19 protein-coding genes are annotated in these 18,242 nt (G+C 73.6%); 3 read left to right on the forward strand and 16 right to left on the reverse strand.

All coding sequences use genetic code 11. From position 1 onward, the window contains the following. The first annotated feature begins 69 nt into the window (after nucleotides 1-69). Nucleotides 70-1,008: a COG1470 family protein gene (locus M1O15_RS25160; RefSeq protein WP_248636440.1), complete on the forward strand. Its 939-nt coding sequence runs from the start codon at nucleotides 70-72 to the stop codon at nucleotides 1,006-1,008. Between the two features lie 92 nt (nucleotides 1,009-1,100). On the opposite strand, the gene M1O15_RS25165 is transcribed toward M1O15_RS25160, so the two are convergent. Continuing rightward, nucleotides 1,101-2,222, reverse strand: a complete 1,122-nt coding sequence (locus M1O15_RS25165) for an adenylate/guanylate cyclase domain-containing protein (protein WP_248636441.1) — start codon at nucleotides 2,220-2,222, stop codon at nucleotides 1,101-1,103. Then, nucleotides 2,219-2,668 (reverse strand): universal stress protein, encoded by a 450-nt coding sequence (locus tag M1O15_RS25170; protein WP_248636442.1) that lies wholly within the window; start codon nucleotides 2,666-2,668, stop codon nucleotides 2,219-2,221. The genes M1O15_RS25165 and M1O15_RS25170 overlap by 4 nt, the downstream gene beginning before the upstream one ends. Nucleotides 2,669-3,017: 349 nt before the next feature. Between M1O15_RS25170 and M1O15_RS25175 the strand changes: the two genes are divergently transcribed. Beyond that, a complete protein-coding gene (locus M1O15_RS25175) occupies nucleotides 3,018-4,388 on the forward strand; it encodes a DUF6801 domain-containing protein (protein ID WP_248636443.1) in 1,371 nt (456 codons plus the stop codon). A gap of 93 nt (nucleotides 4,389-4,481) precedes the next feature. Then, nucleotides 4,482-5,642: a DUF6801 domain-containing protein gene (locus tag M1O15_RS25180; RefSeq protein ID WP_248636444.1), complete on the forward strand. Its 1,161-nt coding sequence runs from the start codon at nucleotides 4,482-4,484 to the stop codon at nucleotides 5,640-5,642. A gap of 107 nt (nucleotides 5,643-5,749) precedes the next feature. On the opposite strand, the gene M1O15_RS25185 is transcribed toward M1O15_RS25180, so the two are convergent. From M1O15_RS25185 to M1O15_RS25250, 14 genes are read right to left on the reverse strand one after another with little or no spacing between them, the layout of a single operon-like run. Further along, nucleotides 5,750-6,889, reverse strand: coding sequence for an HTTM domain-containing protein (locus M1O15_RS25185; protein ID WP_248636445.1), 1,140 nt, complete (start codon nucleotides 6,887-6,889; stop codon nucleotides 5,750-5,752). Then, nucleotides 6,886-7,671 carry a DUF5819 family protein gene (locus M1O15_RS25190; RefSeq protein ID WP_248636446.1) on the reverse strand — a complete coding sequence of 262 codons (786 nt, stop codon included), beginning with the start codon at nucleotides 7,669-7,671 and terminating at the stop codon, nucleotides 6,886-6,888. The genes M1O15_RS25185 and M1O15_RS25190 overlap by 4 nt, the downstream gene beginning before the upstream one ends. 26 nt (nucleotides 7,672-7,697) lie before the next feature. Then, a complete protein-coding gene (locus tag M1O15_RS25195) occupies nucleotides 7,698-8,297 on the reverse strand; it encodes a hypothetical protein (protein WP_248636447.1) in 600 nt (199 codons plus the stop codon). Nucleotides 8,298-8,303: 6 nt separating this feature from the next. After that, nucleotides 8,304-9,002, reverse strand: coding sequence for a type 1 periplasmic-binding domain-containing protein (locus M1O15_RS25200; RefSeq protein WP_248636448.1), 699 nt, complete (start codon nucleotides 9,000-9,002; stop codon nucleotides 8,304-8,306). Beyond that, nucleotides 9,002-9,586 (reverse strand): Rv1363c family protein, encoded by a 585-nt coding sequence (locus M1O15_RS25205; protein WP_248636449.1) that lies wholly within the window; start codon nucleotides 9,584-9,586, stop codon nucleotides 9,002-9,004. Before M1O15_RS25205 ends, M1O15_RS25200 begins: the two co-directional genes overlap by 1 nt. Before the next feature lie 12 nt (nucleotides 9,587-9,598). Further along, nucleotides 9,599-10,120, reverse strand: a complete 522-nt coding sequence (locus tag M1O15_RS25210) for a hypothetical protein (protein WP_248636450.1) — start codon at nucleotides 10,118-10,120, stop codon at nucleotides 9,599-9,601. After that, nucleotides 10,114-10,629: a hypothetical protein gene (locus tag M1O15_RS25215; RefSeq protein WP_248636451.1), complete on the reverse strand. Its 516-nt coding sequence runs from the start codon at nucleotides 10,627-10,629 to the stop codon at nucleotides 10,114-10,116. Before M1O15_RS25215 ends, M1O15_RS25210 begins: the two co-directional genes overlap by 7 nt. Then, on the reverse strand, nucleotides 10,626-11,780 hold the full coding sequence (locus tag M1O15_RS25220) for an MlaD family protein (protein WP_248636452.1): 1,155 nt from the start codon (nucleotides 11,778-11,780) through the stop codon (nucleotides 10,626-10,628). The genes M1O15_RS25215 and M1O15_RS25220 overlap by 4 nt, the downstream gene beginning before the upstream one ends. Then, nucleotides 11,777-12,919, reverse strand: coding sequence for an MlaD family protein (locus tag M1O15_RS25225; protein ID WP_248636453.1), 1,143 nt, complete (start codon nucleotides 12,917-12,919; stop codon nucleotides 11,777-11,779). The genes M1O15_RS25220 and M1O15_RS25225 overlap by 4 nt, the downstream gene beginning before the upstream one ends. After that, entirely contained in the window at nucleotides 12,916-13,953 is a 1,038-nt protein-coding gene (locus M1O15_RS25230) for an MCE family protein (RefSeq protein WP_248636454.1), read from the reverse strand. Before M1O15_RS25230 ends, M1O15_RS25225 begins: the two co-directional genes overlap by 4 nt. Nucleotides 13,954-13,999: 46 nt before the next feature. Then, complete coding sequence (locus tag M1O15_RS25235; RefSeq protein ID WP_248636455.1) at nucleotides 14,000-15,064, reverse strand: MCE family protein; 1,065 nt, start codon at nucleotides 15,062-15,064, stop codon at nucleotides 14,000-14,002. Next, entirely contained in the window at nucleotides 15,061-16,092 is a 1,032-nt protein-coding gene (locus M1O15_RS25240; RefSeq protein ID WP_248636456.1) for an MCE family protein, read from the reverse strand. Before M1O15_RS25240 ends, M1O15_RS25235 begins: the two co-directional genes overlap by 4 nt. Further along, entirely contained in the window at nucleotides 16,089-17,414 is a 1,326-nt protein-coding gene (locus M1O15_RS25245) for an MCE family protein (RefSeq protein WP_248636457.1), read from the reverse strand. Before M1O15_RS25245 ends, M1O15_RS25240 begins: the two co-directional genes overlap by 4 nt. Continuing rightward, nucleotides 17,411-18,241, reverse strand: a complete 831-nt coding sequence (locus tag M1O15_RS25250; protein WP_248636458.1) for an MlaE family ABC transporter permease — start codon at nucleotides 18,239-18,241, stop codon at nucleotides 17,411-17,413. The genes M1O15_RS25245 and M1O15_RS25250 overlap by 4 nt, the downstream gene beginning before the upstream one ends. Nucleotide 18,242 lies beyond the last annotated feature (1 nt).

Genomic DNA, 18,242 nt, shown 5'->3' on the forward strand with positions numbered 1-18,242 from the left:
CCCCCTGCCGAGAGGTCAACCGCCGTGCGCTTCCCGTCCGCTCCACCCCGGCCCCGGTGGCACCGGCCGGTGTCCGCCGCCCTCGCCCTGTTCGCCCTGGTGCTCGGCGCGCCCGCGGCACAGGCCGCCGACAACGGGCAGTGGTCCGTCTTCCCGGCCGGCCCGCCCGGGCAGCGCGCCTACTTCCGGCTGGACGCCGACCCCGGCCGGACCCTCCACGACAAGGTGACCGTGCGCAATCTGCGGGACACCCCGGTCACCTTCCGCCTCTACGCGGCCGACGGCTACAACACCCCGCGCGACGGCGGGTTCGCGGTACGCGACCGGGGTGAGCGGATGTCGGGGGTGGGCGCCTGGACGCGGCTGGACCGCTCCACGGTACGGGTCGCCGGGCGCGGTACGGCCACCGTGGGGCTGACCCTGCGGGTGCCGCGAGACGCCCAGCCGGGCGACCATCCGGGGGCGGTCGTCGCCGTCGACCAGCGGCTCTCGCCGAGCGCCCGGCAGGGGGTGGCCGTGCGCCAGGCGGTCGGCGCGCGCCTCTATCTGCGGGTCGGCGGGAAGCGGCAGCCGGCGCTGGAGGTGCGCGACGCCCGCTTCTCGTACGAGGCCCCGTGGTTCCCGGGCGGCGAGCGGACGGCCGTCATCTCGTACGAACTGGTCAACAGCGGCAATGTGATGCTGTCGCCGCGGGTGGGCCTGCGGGCCAGCGGGCTGTTCGGGCGGACCGCGTTCACCCCCGAGCCGCGCCGGCTGCCCGCCGAGCTGCTGCCGGGGCAGCGGGTCCATGTCTCGGAGCGGTGGAGCGGGCCGCCGCTGGTCGACTGGGGCAGCGTCGAGGTGACCGCGAGCGACACCGGCGGGCTGCTGGCGCAGAGCACCAGCGTCGGCTACCGGACGGTCAGTTGGGGGGTGCTGCTGCTGATCGCCGCGGTGCTGGTGGCGGCCGCGGCGATCTGGCTGGTACGGCGCCGGGGCGCGCGGCGGGGCGGGGTCGCGGCCGGGTAGGCGCCGGGCGGCAGCGGGCGCGGGCGGGGCGACGAGCGCGGGCGGCCGGGGCGGGGCGGACCCGAGGCCCCGCGCCCGGGGGGGGTTGCGCTCTATGACCGGGGACGCCGGGTGGGGGTGGTGGGGGCGCGGCGGAGCAGGACCGGGCGGAGCCGGCTGTAGCCGCGTACCGGAACCGGGCGCAGCGCCCGGAGGTCGTACGCCGTCCCGCCGGCCAGTTCCCCGGCGAACGCGGTGTCGACCAGGACGGTGTCGGGGCGGGCCAGCGCGGTCAGCCGGGCCGCGATGTTGACCGCCGCCCCGAACAGGTCGCCGAAGCGGCTGAGGACGGGACCGTGGGCGAGCCCGGTCCGCAGCTGCGGCAGCCCCTGCTCCCGCTCGGCCCGCGCGGTGATCTCCAGCGCGATGTCGGCGGCGTCGGACGCCGTGTCGCAGACGAAGAAGACCTCGTCACCGATGGTCTTCACCACCCGGCCCCGCCCGTCGGCCACCACTCCCCCGGTCAGGCTCTCGAACCAGTCGATGACCCGGCCCAGTTCGGCGCCGTCGAGTCCCCGGCTCATCCGGGTGTAGCCGACCATGTCGGTGAAGCCCACGGCCCGGTCGCGGATACCGCCCCACTCCCGGTCCCCGTTCACCGGCGCGGCACCCGTGACCTCGGCACCGGGGTCGTACGCGGTGGGGGGCGGGGCCTCGTGCCCCGCGCCCCCGCCGAAGGCCCCGGCCGCCTCGGTGAGCGCACGTCCCGCGTAGGCCGCGAGGTGCCGGCGCCAGACGTGCTGCTGCATCAGCTCCATCTCGGGCAGCAGCCCGGCGGCCCGGTCGATCAGCCCCGCCCCGTCCGGCGCGGCGCCCATGTCGCGCCGCAGCCAGGCCCAGAGGGTGTCCACCTGCCATTCGGCGAGCCGGGACAGATGATGGCCCAGCGCACGGGCCATCATCGTCTCGCTCTCCTCGGTGATCAGCCCGGCCTCGATCAGCCGCTCCCCCGCGCGCAGCGCCTCCACATCGGCGTCGGTGAACACCCGCTCGCCGTCCTCGGCCACCGGGAAGCCCAGGGCCCGCCAGATCTGCTCGGTACGGTCGGCGGTCACCCCGGACCGCTCGGCGATCTCCGCCCGCGTCCAGGCGCGGCCCCCGCCGAGCAGCAGCTCCTCCACGGCCCGGCGCAGCACGTCGGCGTCCAGCGGGCCCACCGCCTCGTCCGCGCTCATGTGGTGTGCACGATCAGCACGTCGAGACCCGCCCGGCGGGCCACATCCGACGGTACGGAGCCGAGGATCCGCCCGGTCAGGGAGCGCAGGCCCCGGTTGCCGACCACCAGGAGGTCGGCCGAGCAGTCCCGCGCCGTCCGCACCAGGGCGGCGACCGGCTCGCCCGGCACCGCCACCGTGCGCACCCTCATCGCGCCCTGGGCGCGGGCCCGGTCCCGGGCGGTGCGCAGGGTGTCCTCGGCCGGCGCGGACCCCACCACCTGGTGGGCCTCCTCGCCCAGTTGGTCCCGCGCCCGGTCCAGCTCCGTCCCGCGCATCGGCAGATACGCGCAGGCGACGACGAGGTCGGCGGCGAAGGCGGCGGCGAGCCGGGCCGCCCCCTCGACCGCGGCGTACGACGAGTCGGAGCCGTCCGTGCCGACCATGACCGTCCGATACAGGGCCATCTCAACTTCCTCGTTTCCCGAAAGTCACGTCCCGCGTTTTCGGGAACGTACGCATCCGCTGCGGAGAGGGTCAAGGCGGTCCGGGCCCAAGTGCGGTATCACACGCGCCCGTACGACCGGACACGACTTCGGGTGACAATGCAAAGGCGCGCTTTCATCATCGGCCGCCAATGATGAATTTCCGGGCGTCCGGCCCTGTCATTTCCCTTGCCCAGGCCCTTACCCCTCAGTAGTTTCCCTTCGGGTAACACCACTGAAGCACTCCGGAAGCACTCCCCCCAGCACCTTCCCCTCACTTCCCCCTGCAGAAATCCCGGCTCCCCACCGGCGATTTCACGAGAGGCAGATCATGAGCGCAAGCAGTACGCGGAGTCGCCGCACGGTCTCCGCCCTCGCCCTCACCAGCGCCACCGGCGTGGTCGCCGCGATGGTGACGCTGTCCGTGGCGAGCCCGGCCGCGGCCGACCCGGTCCAGCTCAAGCAGGACTACACCTGCACCTTCCCGCTGATCAACGAGGACCCGATCAAGGTCACCATCAAGGCGGACATCCCCTCCTCCATCGGCGTGGGCCAGCCGGTGCCGTCGTTCCAGATCGAGTCGCCCACCGAGGTCAGCGCGCGGGCGGCCCAGGGTCTCGGCCTGGTGGGGGCCAAGACCCTGGAGGGCGCGGCCACCGCCGATGTCACGGTGAACACCCCGTCGGGCCCGCTCACCGGGATCAAGGTGGAGAACACCTTCGGCAAGACCGCCATCCCGAGCCCGGCCGCCCCGTTCACGGTCAGCGCCGCGGGCCGCTCCCCCTCCCTGACCTTCGACAAGGCCGGTGACGGCGACATCCAGGTCAACGGCATCGACCTGCACAACCTCGTCGCCCGGGACGCCGCCGGGAAGCCGGTCCAACTGGTCGCCGGGCAGGACTCGTTCGACGCCAAGTGCGTGCTCACCTCGGCCAACAAGGTGCTCGCCAAGTTCAAGGTGACGGACGGCGGTTCGACCACCAACCCGACGGGGTCCACCACCAACCCCACCGGGTCCACCACGAACCCGACCGGGTCCACGACCAACCCCACCGGCTCCACCACGAACCCGACCGGGGCCACGACCAACCCCACGGGGTCCACGACCAACCCGACGGGCTCGACCACCAACCCGACCGGGTCCACCACCAACCCCACGGGATCGACCACCAACCCGACCGGCCCGGGCGCCCCCGTGCACCTGAGCTACGGCCTGACCGGCAGCTCCTTCATCAAGGCGCCCAACGGCACCGTGCCGCTGTCCGGCGGGATCGAGGCGGACTACGACATCGACAAGGGCTCGTATGTCGCGGATCTGACGCTCAAGCCCACCAACGGCAACTTCACCGTGCTGGGGTTCCTGCCGGCGAGCGCCAGCGTCGCCTTCGAGCAGGTCGGCAAGACCACCGGCACCCTGAACACCGCCGGTGACCTCACGACCAAGTCCCGGATGTATGTGAAGCTGCCCAGCGTCGCCGTCTTCGGACTGCCCATCGGCGGCGGTGACACCTGCAAGACCGGCACCCCGGCCGATGTGGACCTGAAGTCGGACGGTCCCTTCAAGCCGCTGGAGGGCGGCAAGCTGAAGGGCACGTACACCCTGCCCGCGCTCCAGGGCTGCGGTGGGCTGAACGACATGATCAGCGCCTTCACCGCGGGTCCCGGCAACACCATCGACCTCACGCTCGCCAAGAAGAGCTGAGCCGAGCCACCGCGTACATGTTCCACCCACGACGGCCCCCGGCCCACCGCGCCGGGGGCCGTCCCCGTACCCCCACACCCCTGAGAGGCAGTCATGCCCATGCGTAAGACGGCGGCCGGACGCGAGGCCATGAGCGGGCTCGCGGCAGCCGGCGCCCTGGCCGGCCTCATCACGTTCGTCGCGCCCGCCCCGGCGGGAGCGGTGCCGGTGCAGCTGAAGCAGACGTACAGCTGCGTCTTCCCCCTCCTGGAAGCCGATCCCGTGACGGTCGAGATCTCCACCGACATGCCCGCCGAGAACCCGGTGGGCACCTCCACCGGCGCGCTGAGGATCCACTCGGTCTCCACGGTGAGCGGGCGGGCCGCCGAGGGGCTCGCCACGGTCGGCGGGGTCACCGTGGAGGGCACCGCGTCCGCGGCCGTCACCGTACGCACCCCCGACGGACCGCTCAGCCTCACGGTGGACAACACCCTGCGCAAGACCCGTATCCCCGACACCCCCGCGCCGTTCACCGTGGAGGCGGACGGCCAGGCCCCGCCGCTCTCCTTCGGCTCGCCCGGCTCGGTGGCCTTCGAGGTGACCGGGCTCCAGCTGAGGCTGACCCCGCGCGACGCCCAGGGGAACAAGACCGCCATCGACACCTTCGAGTCGGTCTGCACCCTGGACCCGCCCGGCCAGAACACCACCCTGCACACCATCAAGGTGGTGCCCGCGACACCACCGACCTCCCCGACCTCGCCGACCCCGGGGCCGACCACCCGCGCCTACACCGCCGCCGGCTCCACCGGGATCAAGGCGACGGGCGGCAGCGCACCGGTGCAGGGCAGCTACACCGCCACGTACACCCCGCAGAGCGGCAAGGAGGGCAGTACGCGGGGCGAGTTGCACCTCACCTCCACCGGTGGGCCGCTCCCCCTGTTCGGCTTCCTGCCGGCCACCGCCTCCTACCGCTTCACCCCGCAGGGCCAGTCCTCCGGCACCTACTCGGACACCAGGGGCGAGACCCTGCGCCAGCCGACCGTCCTGACGGTGCCGCAGGTGACGCTCTTCGGGCTGCCCGTCGGGGGCGGTGACGGCTGCCGCACCACCGCTCCGGTCGAGCTCTCCCTCGCGGCGACGGCCGCCGAGCCCCGCCTCTTCAAGGGCAGCTACACCCTGCCGCCGCTGACCGGCTGCGGCTTCTTCAACGACGCCATCAACGCGGCGGTCGGCGGACCGGACAACACCATGGAGCTCACCATGAAGCAGGGGTGAGTGGCGGACGGTGCCGCAACGAGGGCGGTGCTGAACGGAGGAAACGGGGGGCGGGCCCTGCCGATGGCAAGGGCCCGCCCCCGCGGCTGTGCCGGGTGGTTCCGTCCTCAGGTGGCCGCCCGGGCCGGTGCCTCGGGGCGCGAGCGGCGGAGCACCTTCGGCGGCCGGGGGGCCCGGCGTACAACCCGCCGGCCGTACTCCTCGGCGCCCCGCAGAAAGCCGGTGGGCAGGAAGACCAGGTCGGCCACGATCATCGACAGCGAGAAGGAGAACAGCCCCATCAGGACCCCGATGCCGATGTGTTCGGCGATCATCAGGGCCAGCATGACGTTCTTCAGGCGCCGGTTGAACACGGCGAAGGGGAAGGCCACCTGGAGGATGACGGTGCCGTAGGAGAGCGCCAGGACGAGCAGGGCGTGCGCGGTGATGAGCTGGGTGAGGGCAGGGAAGGGCGTCAGCCAGTCCAGCCCGAGCCCCCAGTACACCCCCGAGCCGTCCTGCCACTGGCGGCCCTGGATCTTGTACCAGCCCGCGGTGGCGTAGACGACGCACACCTGGACCATCAGCATGACCACGGCCGCGTTGTGGACGATGTCGCCGACCAGGTCGAGTGTGCCGCGCACCCCGTCGTGCCGTGCCCCGATCGCGCGCACCGCGTGCGCCAGCCAGTACAGCCAGAGCAGCAGCGCCCAGCCGCCGGTGACCATCGCGCCCAGGGTGGCGTACGTCAGCAGCAGGCCGGCGAGGGTCCACAGCACCGGGCCGGTCCGGTCGGGGCGGGCCGGGCGCCGGGCGCGCCGGGCGTCCAGGGACCACACCCGCCCGGGCCGCATCAGGACCAGATAGCACGCGGTGAGCCGATAGACGGTGTCGCCCGCGTTGAGGACCCACTCGTTGCGGTGGCTGAGGGAGAGGACGCAGATCAGGAAGAGGAAGGACATGGTGCGGGTGCGCCAGCCCAGCAGCAGGGCCACGGCGACGGCCACGGCCAGGCCGTAGAACACCTCGAACCACAGCCCGCCGCGCCACCAGAGCAGCACACTGAAGGCGCCCGACTCCGTCAGTTGGCGCTGGGCCAGCTCCCAGCTCCACGGGGCGTTGGGGCCCCAGATCGACCCGCGCCGGGGGAACTCGTGCAGCAGCAGGATCAGCCAGCTCAGCGCCATGCCGATGCGCACGGCCGCGCTCTGATAGCGCCAGCGGTGCGGATCGCAGGCCCAGTTGAGGACCCGCCGGACGGCGCTCATGCCCGGTGCCCTTCCGCGAGGTCGGCCGGCTCCACCGGCCACCAGGGTGTGGTGCGCACCGACGGGTCGGGGGTGGTCTGCCCGGACTGCCAGGGCGGTGCGGGCACCGTGGTGACGATGTCGCGGAACTGCACACCCACCGTGCGCGAGCCCGGCGGCGGCGCGGGGGTCCGGGTGAGCGCCAGCCGCTTGAGGTACCGCTCGCTGTCCAGACCGCGCTGGCCCAGCGGGCGCTGCTCGGCGTCATGGCTGCCGCCGAGCGCGCTCCAGGCGTTGTTGAGCTGGAGGCGGAAGCGGCTGGGCACCAGGTTTCCCCGCAGCTCGGCCAGGTCCACGGCGGTGAGGTCGGTCCAGCCGGTGGTGCTGACCGAGCCGTCCGCGGCGCGCAGCCGGCAGCGGACGTACAGATGGTCCATGGTGCGGGTGATGTCCGGCGAGAACAGCTGCCAGTTCTGCTTGAACTCGGGGCCCATATAGGCGCGGATGCGGTCGCCGTGGCTGTCGGTCACCGCGTTCGCCGGGGACACGGTGAAGAAGGTCGCGGCGGTGTGCAGGACCAGCGCGAGGGCCACCAGCACGGTCGCCGTACCGGCGGCGATCCGCTGGGCGCGAGTGAAGCCGGCCAGCTGGTCCCGGGGCGCGTCGGGCGGCGGCGCGTCGGGCGGCGGCGCGTCGGGCGGCGGCGGGGCATCGGAACGGTCCAGCGGCTCGGGTCCGTCGGCGGACTCGTGTGCGGAGGACGGCTCGCGTTCCGCGGTCGCGGTGGGGCTTCTCTCAGGCATGGTCCGTGGTCTCCTTCCCGGCCTGCTCAGTCGCTCTGGGGGACGGTCCCGTCGGACCCGACGCAGTCGGGGTTGCCCTCGAACGCCTTCTTCAGCTCGGGGACCTGCGTCTTCAGGTCGTGCGCCGGGCCCTGATAGCCGCCGAGGGTCTCCAGCGGCGCCCCGGCCTCCCGCATCGCGCGCCGCAGCGAGGCCTGGTCGGTGACCTCGGCCTTCGCCAGGTCGGCGGTGGCGGCGGCCAGCCGGGTGCGGACGCCGTCCAGATTGGCCATGGCCTTGTCGAACGCGGCCCGCCCCCCGCTGACGGGCGGGGCGCCGTCCCGCTTCATGGCACTCTCCACGGAGCCGAGCCGCTGGTCCACGGTGGTCAGGAAGGTCACCAACTGCTGCCGTGCGGTGTCCGGCCGCTTCTTGTCCAGCTCCGGTACGGAGAGCTCGGCGCCACCGGTGTCCAGATGGCGGCAGACGCCGGCGGCCCACTCCACCTGGGGCCTGGGCGCGGGTGCCTGGGCGTGGGCCTGCTCCCGCTGCTGCTCGGGCGGGGAGCCGCCGCACCCGCCGGTGGCAAGGACCACGGCCAGCAGGGCGGTCAGCCCGCCGGTGCGCGCGAGGGATCGGTTCGTCATGGGGGCCTACTCCTTGGTCGGGAAGGTGTCGATACGGGCGATCCGCCAGGTGCCGGCCTGCCGTACGGCGTCCACCGCGAACATGGCCGCCGCCACGGTGTCGCCGCCGTCCTTGCCGGTACGGGTGCTGACCTGGTCGGCGAAGACCAGGAGCCGCGCCCGGTCCCCGTCCAGGACCTGGACCCCGCTGTCGGTGACCGTGGTGGTGAGCACCAGCTTCTGCGCGGGCCCCTGGGCGCGGATCTGCTTCATCAGCGCGGCGTGCCGGCCCACCGCCGCCCCGGTGAGGCGGTCCTCGGCGGCGGTCCGCCCGTGGTCCGGGTCGGTGTAGCGGTACGAGAAGAGGTCCCGCACCGCGGCCTCGACCACGCCCTTGACCTGGCTGGTGGCGGCGGTGTCGGTGAGCGCGGTGTTGTGGCGGACCGGCCGCTCGTCGAGGGCGCGGGTCCGGACGGCCGCGTAGCCGCCCAGGCAGAGCAGGAGCACCACCGCGGCGAGCAGGGCGGAGGTCCACCACTCGCCCCGGCTGAGGAGCCCGGGCGTACGGGCAGCGGGTGGCGGGGACGTGGGCGTACGGGGCAGGGGCTTACGGGACGTGGTGGGCCCGGCCTCGGCGGGGCGGCCGTCGTGCCGACTGGGCCGGTCGGGCCGGTCGAGCCGGTCGATGCGGCGTCTGCGGTTGACCAGATGGCGGGTGGTCGACATCAGCGGCTCCCCGCTTCCTCGTCCGGAGCCTCGCCACCGGTGGTGCCCGGGTCGCCGAGGGGCGCCTGACCCAGGGCGCTCAGCTTCCAGCCGCCGCCCGTCCGGGTGAGCTCGGTGAGCATCCGGCTGTCCTTGACGGCGGACTTCCGGTCAGGGGTGCGGACCGTGATGCGCACGGCGACCATGGCCCTGGCCCGGCCCGCTCGGTCGTCCAGTTCGGTGAGCGCGCCCGAGAGCACCCGGGCGCTGGTCGCGGTCCGTGCCGAGCGCACCTGCCGGGTGAACTCCGCCCTGCTGCCCTTCAGTTCCTTCAGCAGCTCGCCGGTGGCCGACTCCTCCCACAGCGCGAGACCCTGCTCCAGCTCCGCGTGGTCCAGGGTGTTGAGGTTGCGCACCCCCTGTTCCGCCGCGTCCAGGGCGGCGTCCCGCTGGCGGCTGTAGGCGACCCGCTCGTCATGGGCGGCCGCGTACCAGTCGGCGGACGACCAGGCGGCGAAGCCGGCGGCCAGCAGCAGCGCCGCGAGCAGCGCGAGCCGGGTGGGCGGAGGTTTCCGCTCTCTCGTCGGCCGGTTGGGGCGTGTCATGCGGTGTACCGCCTATCGTGTCGTGATCCGGGTGATCCGCCAGTGGCCGCCGCCGTCCAGACGGGCGGTCACCGACAGCTGGGCGGCGACCACGGTGGCCTCCTCGCCGGGGCGGGAGCCGCGCTGGTCCAGCAGGACCAGCACCTCCGCCGTACCGTCCGAGACCCGGCGCACACCGCTGCGGACCACGCGGGTGGTGAGCGTCAGCCGCTGGTCGGCGGCGCGCCGGTCGACCTGGGCGAACAGCGCCTCGTACTGCCGGGCGGCCGCCCCGTCCAGCAGCCCGCGGGCCGCCTCCCGGGTGGTGTCGAGGGTGGCCGGGGTGTAGCTGAACACCCGGGTGAGGCTGGTCTCCACGGCGTCCTGCACCTGCCCGGTGGCGGTGGCGTCGGTCAGCGCGGTGTTGGCCCGGGCCCCGGCCCCGTACCGCTGCGCGGTGAGCAGCAGGGCGGCGGAGGAGGCGAGCAACAGCGCGGCGAGGACCGGCGCCCACCACCGCCGTACGCCCGACTCGGCGATCGGGGCCGTCACCATGCGTCCTCCGGTCGGCTCACCGGGACGGCGGAGAGTGAGGTGAGCTTCCAGCCGTCGCCGGTCCGGGCCAGGACGGCTTCGAAGCGTCCCCGGTCGGCGGTGCGCTCGCCGCCGCGCGCGGCGGCCTCGATCCGGAGGGTGGCGATCATGCGGGCGGTGCCCGCGCGCTCGTCCAGTGAGGTGAGTGCCGCGTCGGTGACCCGGGCGGTGGTCGCGGTGCCGGACTCGGCCGGAGCGGCGGCCCGCTGGTCGCGCAGCCGGCGGTACTCGTGGTGGAGCGGGCCGGTGGTGGCGTCCAGCCAGGCGTCGAGATCGGCACCGCCCCGCGCGGGGTCGGCGGAGTTGAGGCGGGCGATACGGCTCCGCCCGTCGGCCAGCGCGCTGTCCCGGGCCCGGGCGGCCGCCGTGCCGGGGTCGGTGAGCGCCTGGTGCAGGCGCCAGCCCGAGAAGCCGCAGACGGCGAGGGCCACGGGGAGGATCACGGTACGGAGCAGGCGGCGGGCCGTCATCGGGGGCTCCCCTCACCCGGGCCGGGCCGGGCGGGGGTGGGGACGCCGCCGCGCGGGGCCTGGGCCGAGCCGCGGACGTTCTGCCCGCCGCCGGGTGGGGCGGTGCAGGCGGCGGAGGTGTTGACGGGTCCGGTGGAGGTGTCCAGTCCGTTGCGGTGGGGCGTGCCCCCGTAGCCCGTGGTGCAGGGCAGCGGCTGGAAGAAGGTGGTGACCAGGCCCAGCTTCACCCCCGCCCCGGTGATCGCGGTGGCGCCCTTGGCGGCCACCCGGGGCAGCCGGACCATCAGTTCGCGGACGCCGCTTCGCCGGGTGACGAACAGCTCGGAGGTGGTGGTCAGATTGGCGAGCAGCACGCTCAGCCCGGGGTCGGTGTCCTTGAGGAGGGCGGTGACCTGCTCGGCGGCGGCGGGGGCGTCGCCGATGAGCCGGCGCAGATCGGCGTCGGAGGTCTTGAGCGTACGGGCGAGCTGCTGGGCGCCGTCGGCGAAGTCGGCGAGCGCCCGGGAGCTCTCCGCCTGGGTGCGGAGCACCGTCCGGGAGTCGATGAGCAGCCGGCGGGTGTCGGGGAAGGCGGTGTCGGCGGAGTGCAGGAAGCGGCTGCCGCTGTCCAGCAGGACCTGGAGGTTCTGGCCCTGGTGGGAGAAGGCCTTGCCCAGTTCGTCCACCGCGGTGCGCAGCTCGCCGGCGGGGACGGAGCTGGACAGTGCGGTGACGCTGGTGAGCAGGTCGGTGATGGGGGCCGGGGTGGTGGTGCGGCCGCGCGGCACCCGGGAGCCGTCGCGCAGATAGGGGCCCCGGTCGGTGCGCGGGGCGAGGTCGAGGTAGTCCTCGCCGACGGCGGACAGGTCGGCGACCTCGGCGGTGAGGTCGGCGGGGATACGGGGGGTGGCGCTGTCGATGGCCAGTTCCGCTTCCACCCCCTGGTCGGTGAGCCGGACGGTGCGGACCCGGCCGACGTCCACGCCCCGGTAGGTGACGTTGGATCCGTCGAACAGGCCGCCGGTCCGGTCGAGTTCGACCAGCACGGTGTAGGTGCCGGAGGCTCCGACATGGCGGCCGAGGTCGGCGTAGTGGACGCCGATATAGGCGAGGACCACGGCGCCGAGGAGGAGGAAGGCGAGGTTCTTGAGGTGGGTCAGCCGGGTGATCACGGGGTGCCGCCTCCCTGCGCGGGTACGGAGGGCAGCGGAACGGTGCCGGGGGTGGCGGCGGTGTCATGGGCCGGGAGGATGGTGGTGCCGGGCGGGGCGGTGCTGCGGAGGTAGACGTTGAGGTAGTCGCCCTTGACACCGGTGAGCACCTCGTCGGTGAACGGATAGGTGACCAGCACCTGCAGTGCGTCGGGCAGGGACTGCCCGGCGTCGGCGAGGCGTTGCAGGGTCGGGGCGAGGGCGCGGAGGTCGGCCACCAGGTCGGCCTGGGTGCGGTCGAGGGTGGTGACGGCCGTGGCGGACAGGGTGTCCAGGGCCTTGAGCATGGTGACCAGTCCGCCGCGCTGCTCCTTGAGCACCTTCAGTCCGGGGCTGAGCCGGGTGAGGACGGCGCCGACCTTCTGGTCCCGGGCGGAGACGGTGGCGGAGAGGGTGTTGAGGTGGTCGAGGGCCCGGGTGATGTCGCCCTTGTGGGCGTCCAGGTTCTTCGCCAGGACGGAGACCTGGCGGAGTGCGGAGCGGGCGGTGTCCTGGTTGCCGTCGAGCGCCTGGCCGAGTTCCCGGCTGATGGTGTTGAGCTGGCCGATGCCGCCGCCGTTGAGCAGCATCGACAGGGCGCCGAAGACCTCCTCCACCTCCGCGTTGCGGTTGGTGCGGGCGACCGGGATGGTGTCGCCGTCGGCGAGCCGGCCGGTGGCCGCTTCCCGGGTGTCGGCGGCCTGGCGGATGTCCAGGTCGGGGCGGGGGGTGAGGCCGCCGGGGCCGGACAGCTCGATGTACTTCTCGCCGAGCAGGCTGGACTGCTCCAGGGTGGCGTAGGCGTCTTCGGGCAGCCGCACCTCGCCGTTGATCCGCAGGGTGACCCGGGCGTGCCAGTCGTCGCGGTCGACGGTGATCTCCTGGACCCGGCCCACCGGGACGTCGTTGACCTTGACGGCGGACTGCGGGTAGAGGCTGGTGACGTCCCGGAAGACGGCGGTGACGGTGTAGGGGTGCGGGCCGAGGTCGGCGCCGCCGGGCAGCGGGAGGGTGCCGATGCCGGGGAGGCCGGGCAGTCCGGCGCGGGCGGTGAGGACCAGGCCGGTGGCGAGGGCGGCGGCGGCCCCCGCGAGGCAGATCCGGGCGGTACGGGGTTTCATGGGCGCCCCTCGGTCCGGGCCGGGCCGTAGGTCTCGGCGGCGGGCAGCGGCAGCGCGCTGACCTCGCGGATGTCGGCGCGGCCGTCGATGGTGCGGGTGGCCGGGTTGTAGGCGTTCTCGACGTTGCCGGCCGCCAGGGGCAGGGTGTCCAGGGCCTCGGCGAGGGAGACCCGCTGGTCGACCAGGGACTGGGTGAGCGTGGCCAGCCGGCCCACGTCCTTGGTGAGGCGGGCCCGGTTCTCGTGCAGGAAGCCGGAGACGGTGCCGAGGGCGGAGCCCAGCTCCCGCAGGGCGGCGGCCAGGTCGGCCTTCTCGCCTGCCAGGAAGCCGGTGACATCGGCGAGTTGCCGCTCCACGGTCCGTACGTCGGTGTCGTGCTCCTTCAGCACCGAGACGACTCCGGCGAGTTGGTGCACGGTCTGGGCCAGGTCGGCGCCGGAGTCGCCGAGGACCTTGGAGGCGCCGCCGAGCTGCTGGATGCTGGCGCCGAGATCGGCCCCGTTGCCCTTGAGGTTCCTGGCGCCGGTGGCGACCAGCTCGGCCAGGGCGCCGTCCTTGTTGGCCCCCTTCGGGCCGAGCGCGTCGGACAACTCGGTGAGGCTCTTGGCGAGTTCGTCGACCTCCAGGGGCGAGGAGGTGCGGGCGACCGGGATCACGGTGCGGTCGTCGGCGGTGGGGCCGGTGCCGCTGTAGGCGGGGGCGAGCTGGACGAAGCGGCCGGAGACCACGCTGGGCGCGACCACCACGGCCCGTACCGTCCCGGGGATCCGCACGCCCTCGTCCACCTCCAGTTCGACCTTCACCCGCCGGGCCTCGGGGCGTACCGAGGCGACACTGCCGACCCGTACGCCGAGGACGCGGACATCGGAGCCGGGGTGGACGCCGACGGTCCGCTCGAAGTAGGCGGTGATCCGGGTGGTGTCCTCGCCGAGGGTCCGCACCGCGGTGAGCACCGCGGCGGTGAGGACGACGGCGAGGCCGGTGGCCAGCAGTGCGAGCGGGTGGGGACGGCGTATCCAGGGCGGTTTCTGCATCGGCCTCGCTCCCTTCAGGACGTGAGCGGCTCAGGACGTGGACGGCTCAGGAGGTGGACGGCGGGGGCATACAGCCGCGGCGGGGCGGGGTGCCCTCGGGCAGATAGGACTTCGGGACCAGGCCGCAGAGATAGCTGTCCATCCAGCGGCCGTTGCCGAGGGCGTTGCCGAGGAGGCGGTAGTACGGGCCGGCCTTGGCGAGGATCCGGTCCAGCCCCTTCTTGTTCGCGACCAGGACGGCGGTGACCCGGTCCAGCGCGTCCAGGGCGGGCCCGAGGGTGGCGTTGTTCTCGCCCACCAGGCCGGTCAGCTCGGTGCCGAGGTCGGTGGCGCCCCGGAGCAGGCTCGCGATGGCCGCCCGCCGGTCGTTGACCTCGGCGAGCAGCAGCCGCCCGTTGCCGAGCAGGGAGGCCAGCCGGTCCTTCTTGCCGTCGAGGGTGCGGGTGACCGCGTTGCCGTTCCTCAGCAGCTCGCCGATCTGGGCATCGCGGCTGCCGATGGTCATGGACAGCTCGGCCAGCCCCTTGACCGCCCGGCCGACATGCGGCGGGGTGTCCCGGAAGGCGCCGGAGACGGCGGTGAAGCTCTCGGCCAGCCGCGCGCTGTCGATCTCCCCGACCGTGCTGCCCAGGCCGTCCAGGGCGTCCAGCACGTCGTACGGGGAGGTGGTGCGGGTGATCGGGATGCGCCGGGCCGGGTCCTGCGCCCGGGCGCCCCGGGGGTCGACGGCCAGGTACTTGGAGCCGAGCAGGGTCTTGATGCCGATGGCGACGGTGCTGTCCTCGCCGACCCAGGCGCCCTTGACGGTGAACGCCACCTTCACCTTGGGCCCGTCGAGCGCGACCGTGTCCACCTTGCCGACCTTGACGCCCGCGATGCGCACGTCGTCGCCGGGGTTGAGGCCGGAGGACTCGCCGAAGTCGGCGGTGTAGGCGGTGCCGCCGCCGGTGATCGGCAGGGCGTCCGCGTGGTAGACGCCGAACCCGATCAGGGCCATCGCGGTGAGGCCGGCCACGGCGATGGCCGCCGGGTGTCGTTCGACCAGCGGCCGGTTGCCCTGCCGCCGCTTCCACCAGCTCCTGGGATTCCTCCTGCGCCGGGGTGCGCTCATCGGCGGCACCTCTGGTCCTTCAGGGCGATGCCGGTCGGCGGCGGGCTGCCGTCGTTGGTGGCCACCCCGCTGACCCGGGCCTCGCAGAGATAGAGGTTGAGCCAGGAGCCGTAGGAGGTGAGCCGGGTGAGGGCGTCCATCTTGCCGGGGGTGCGCTGGAGGAAGCGCTCGATGACCGGGGCGTTGTCGGCGAGGTTGGTGGAGAGCCGGCCGAGCTGGTCGATGCTCTGCTTCAGCGGTGCCCGGCCCTCGTGGAGCAGGGACGCGGTGCTGGTGGTCAGCGCGGCCATGCCGCTGACGGCCTCCCCGATGGGTGCGCGGTCCTCGGCGAGTCCGGCGACCAGCTGGTCCAGGGTGTCGATGAGGTCGGTGAAGCCGGACTCATGGGTGGTGACGGTGGCCAGCACGGCGTTGAGGTTGTCGATGACCTCGCCGATCACGGTGTCCTTGGCGGCCAGGGTGCCGGTGAGCGAGCCGATGGTGCTCACCAGGCTGCTCACGGTGGGGCCTTCGCCCTGGAGCACCTGGACGAGGGAGGCGGCGAGCCGGTTGGTGTCGGCCGGGGACAGGCCCCGGAACAGCGGCTGGAAGCCGTTGAACAGCTGGGTGATGTCCACGGCCGGCTGGGTGCGGCGCAGCGGGATGGTGGCGCCGGGGCTGAGTGCCGGGCCGGGGACGCCCGCACCGCGGTCCAGGGAGATGTACCGCTGCCCCACCATGCTGAGGTACTTGATGGCGGCGGTGGTGGTGCCCGGCAGGACGCGGCCGTGCTCGATGTGGAAGGCGACCTGGGCGTACCGCTGCTGGACGACCTGGATCGAGTCGACCTGCCCGACGGTGACCCCGGCGATGCGCACCGAGTCGCCGGGGACGAGCCCGGTGGCGTCGGTGAACCAGGCCTTGTAGGTGGGGCCCGGGCCGGTGCCGGAGTTGCTGACGCTGACGGCGAGGGTGCCGGTGGCCAGGATGGTGACGAGGACGAAGACCGCCGACTTGACGAGCGGCCCGGTCAGCCGTGCCCGGTTCACTTCAGCCTCACCTCGGTGCCGCGCAGCACGGGCCCGGCGAGCAGGCTGGACCAGTCGGGCAGGGCGGCGGCCCCGGAGGCGGAGCCGGCCCGGAGGATCTCGTTCACAAGGGTGTTCTCCTGCGGGGAGTTGGGGATGCCGAGGCCGCCCTGCGGGGTGGTGACGGTCGCCGGGGTGCTCGGGGAGGCGGCTGCCGGGCCGCCGTACGGGACGGGGTAGCAGGCCGGGCCGCCCGTGGCCTCGTAGCGGGGGCGGTCGGTGCCGGGCCGGTAGGCGCCCCGGCCGGGCAGGACCGTCACATCGACATGCAGTCCGGGCCGGGCGGTGCCCTTGCCGAGTGCCCGGTCCATGGCCGGGACGAAGTCGGCGAGGGTCTTCAGGGTGCAGGGGAAGGCCGGGGCGTACCGGCTGAGCAGTTCCAGGGTGGGCCGGCCGGTGGCGGTGAGCCGGATCAGATTGGCCCGGTTGCCCCGCAGCCAGCTGTCCAGGCTCTGGGCGGAGGCGGTGACCGAGGTGGTGAGGGCGGCCAGGCGCGGACGCTGGTCGGCGAGGGTGGCGCTGGTGGTGGTCGCGTCGTAGAGGGCGTCGACGATCCCGGGCAGGGATTCCTCGTACGACCGGCTGACCTCCACGAACTCCCGTATGTCGGCGTTGAGGTGGGGCAGTTCGGGGTTGAGCTTGCGGAGGTAGCCGTCGAGCCGGGTGAGGGTGGCGCCCAGCTGGGTGCCCCGGCCGTCGAGGGCCTGGGAGACGGCGGTGAGGGTGGCGGAGAGCCGGTCGGGCCGGACGGCGGTCAGCAGCGGCAGCAGGTTGTTCAGCGCCTGCTGGAGCTCCACGGCGTTGCGGCTGCGGTCGGGCGGGATGACCGCGCCGGGCCGCAGCGGGCGGCCGGAGGGGCGGGCCGGGGGCACCAGGGCCACATACCGCTGTCCGAACAGGGTGGTGGGCAGCAGTTGCGCGGTGACGTCGGAGGGGACGCGCCGCAGCACCCCCGGCTGAAGGGCGAGGGTGAGGCGGGCCCCGGAGCCCCGGGTGTCGATCCGCTCCACGCGCCCCACCACGACCCCGCGGAGTTTGACGTCGGCCTGGGGGTGCATCTCGTTGCCGGCGGTTCCGCTCTCGACGGTGACCCGGTCGCTGGTCTCGAAGTCGCGGTGGTAGACGGCGAGGGAGAGCCAGATCAGGGCGAGCGGGAGGAGGAGGTAGAGCGCCCCGGCCAGCCGGCGGCGGATACGGACACGGGCTTCCGAGGGCCGCCTGCGCGGGGGCGCCGGGGCGATGGGGGGCACGAGGCGCGGCGGGGTGGCGACGGGCGGGTTCATCCGGCCACCTTCACCGTGGTGGTGGCGCCCCACAGGGCCAGGCTGAGGAAGAAGTCGGTCACGCTGATCAGCACGATCGCGGTGCGCACCGAGCGGCCGACGGCGAGCCCCACCCCGGCGGGCCCGCCGGCCGCGCGGAAGCCGTAGTAGCAGTGGGCCAGGATCACCAGCACCGAGAAGACGATGACCTTGAGGAAGGACAGCAGCACGTCGGTGGGGACCAGGAAGAGCGCGAAGTAGTGGTCGTAGGTGCCGGTGGACTGGTCGTTGAAGGCGACGGTGACCAGGCGGGAGGCCAGATAGGAGCCGAGCAGCCCGATCCCGTACAGCGGCACGATCGCCACGGTGGCGGCGACGATCCGGGTGGAGACCAGGTACGGGACGGCGCGGATGCCCATCGACTCCAGGGCGTCGACCTCCTCGTTGACCCGCATCGCGCCGAGCTGCGCGGTGAAGCCGGCGCCGACCGTGGTGGACAGCGAGAGCGCGGCCACCAGGGGGGCGATCTCCCGGGTGTTGAAGTAGGCGGAGACGAAGCCGGTGAAGGCGTCGGTGCCGATCTGGCTGAGGGCCGCGTAGCCCTGGAGGCCGACGACGGTGCCGGTGAAGACGGTGATGCCGACCATCACGCCCACGGTGCCGCCGATGACGGTCAGCCCGCCGGAGCCGAGGGCGACCTCGGACAGCAGCCGCTGGATCTCCTTGGGGTAGCGGCGCACGGCCCGGGGCACCGACAGCAGGGCGGTCAGATAGAAGGTGACCTCGTCACCGGCGCGGTCCAGCCAGCCGAACAGGCGGCCGGGGACGAGGCGTTGACTCAGGGCCATG

The sequence above is a fragment of the Streptomyces lichenis genome, assembly GCF_023218175.1.
GTDB classification, from domain to species: Bacteria; Actinomycetota; Actinomycetes; order Streptomycetales; family Streptomycetaceae; genus Streptomyces; species Streptomyces lichenis.

What these genes read in the sequence shown, in the direction of transcription:
- M1O15_RS25165 (WP_248636441.1), bottom strand. Translation starts at nt 2,222, where the DNA reads ATGAGCGCGGACGAGGCGGTGGGCCCGCTGGACGCCGACGTGCTGCGC.
- M1O15_RS25170 (WP_248636442.1), bottom strand. Translation starts at nt 2,668, where the DNA reads ATGGCCCTGTATCGGACGGTCATGGTCGGCACGGACGGCTCCGACTCG.
- M1O15_RS25175 (WP_248636443.1), top strand. Translation starts at nt 3,018, where the DNA reads ATGAGCGCAAGCAGTACGCGGAGTCGCCGCACGGTCTCCGCCCTCGCC.
- M1O15_RS25180 (WP_248636444.1), top strand. Translation starts at nt 4,482, where the DNA reads ATGCCCATGCGTAAGACGGCGGCCGGACGCGAGGCCATGAGCGGGCTC.
- M1O15_RS25185 (WP_248636445.1), bottom strand. Translation starts at nt 6,889, where the DNA reads ATGAGCGCCGTCCGGCGGGTCCTCAACTGGGCCTGCGATCCGCACCGC.
- M1O15_RS25190 (WP_248636446.1), bottom strand. Translation starts at nt 7,671, where the DNA reads ATGCCTGAGAGAAGCCCCACCGCGACCGCGGAACGCGAGCCGTCCTCC.
- M1O15_RS25195 (WP_248636447.1), bottom strand. Translation starts at nt 8,297, where the DNA reads ATGACGAACCGATCCCTCGCGCGCACCGGCGGGCTGACCGCCCTGCTG.
- M1O15_RS25200 (WP_248636448.1), bottom strand. Translation starts at nt 9,002, where the DNA reads ATGTCGACCACCCGCCATCTGGTCAACCGCAGACGCCGCATCGACCGG.
- M1O15_RS25205 (WP_248636449.1), bottom strand. Translation starts at nt 9,586, where the DNA reads ATGACACGCCCCAACCGGCCGACGAGAGAGCGGAAACCTCCGCCCACC.
- M1O15_RS25210 (WP_248636450.1), bottom strand. Translation starts at nt 10,120, where the DNA reads ATGGTGACGGCCCCGATCGCCGAGTCGGGCGTACGGCGGTGGTGGGCG.
- M1O15_RS25215 (WP_248636451.1), bottom strand. Translation starts at nt 10,629, where the DNA reads ATGACGGCCCGCCGCCTGCTCCGTACCGTGATCCTCCCCGTGGCCCTC.
- M1O15_RS25225 (WP_248636453.1), bottom strand. Translation starts at nt 12,919, where the DNA reads ATGAAACCCCGTACCGCCCGGATCTGCCTCGCGGGGGCCGCCGCCGCC.
- M1O15_RS25230 (WP_248636454.1), bottom strand. Translation starts at nt 13,953, where the DNA reads ATGCAGAAACCGCCCTGGATACGCCGTCCCCACCCGCTCGCACTGCTG.
- M1O15_RS25235 (WP_248636455.1), bottom strand. Translation starts at nt 15,064, where the DNA reads ATGAGCGCACCCCGGCGCAGGAGGAATCCCAGGAGCTGGTGGAAGCGG.
- M1O15_RS25245 (WP_248636457.1), bottom strand. Translation starts at nt 17,414, where the DNA reads ATGAACCCGCCCGTCGCCACCCCGCCGCGCCTCGTGCCCCCCATCGCC.
- M1O15_RS25250 (WP_248636458.1), bottom strand. Translation starts at nt 18,241, where the DNA reads ATGGCCCTGAGTCAACGCCTCGTCCCCGGCCGCCTGTTCGGCTGGCTG.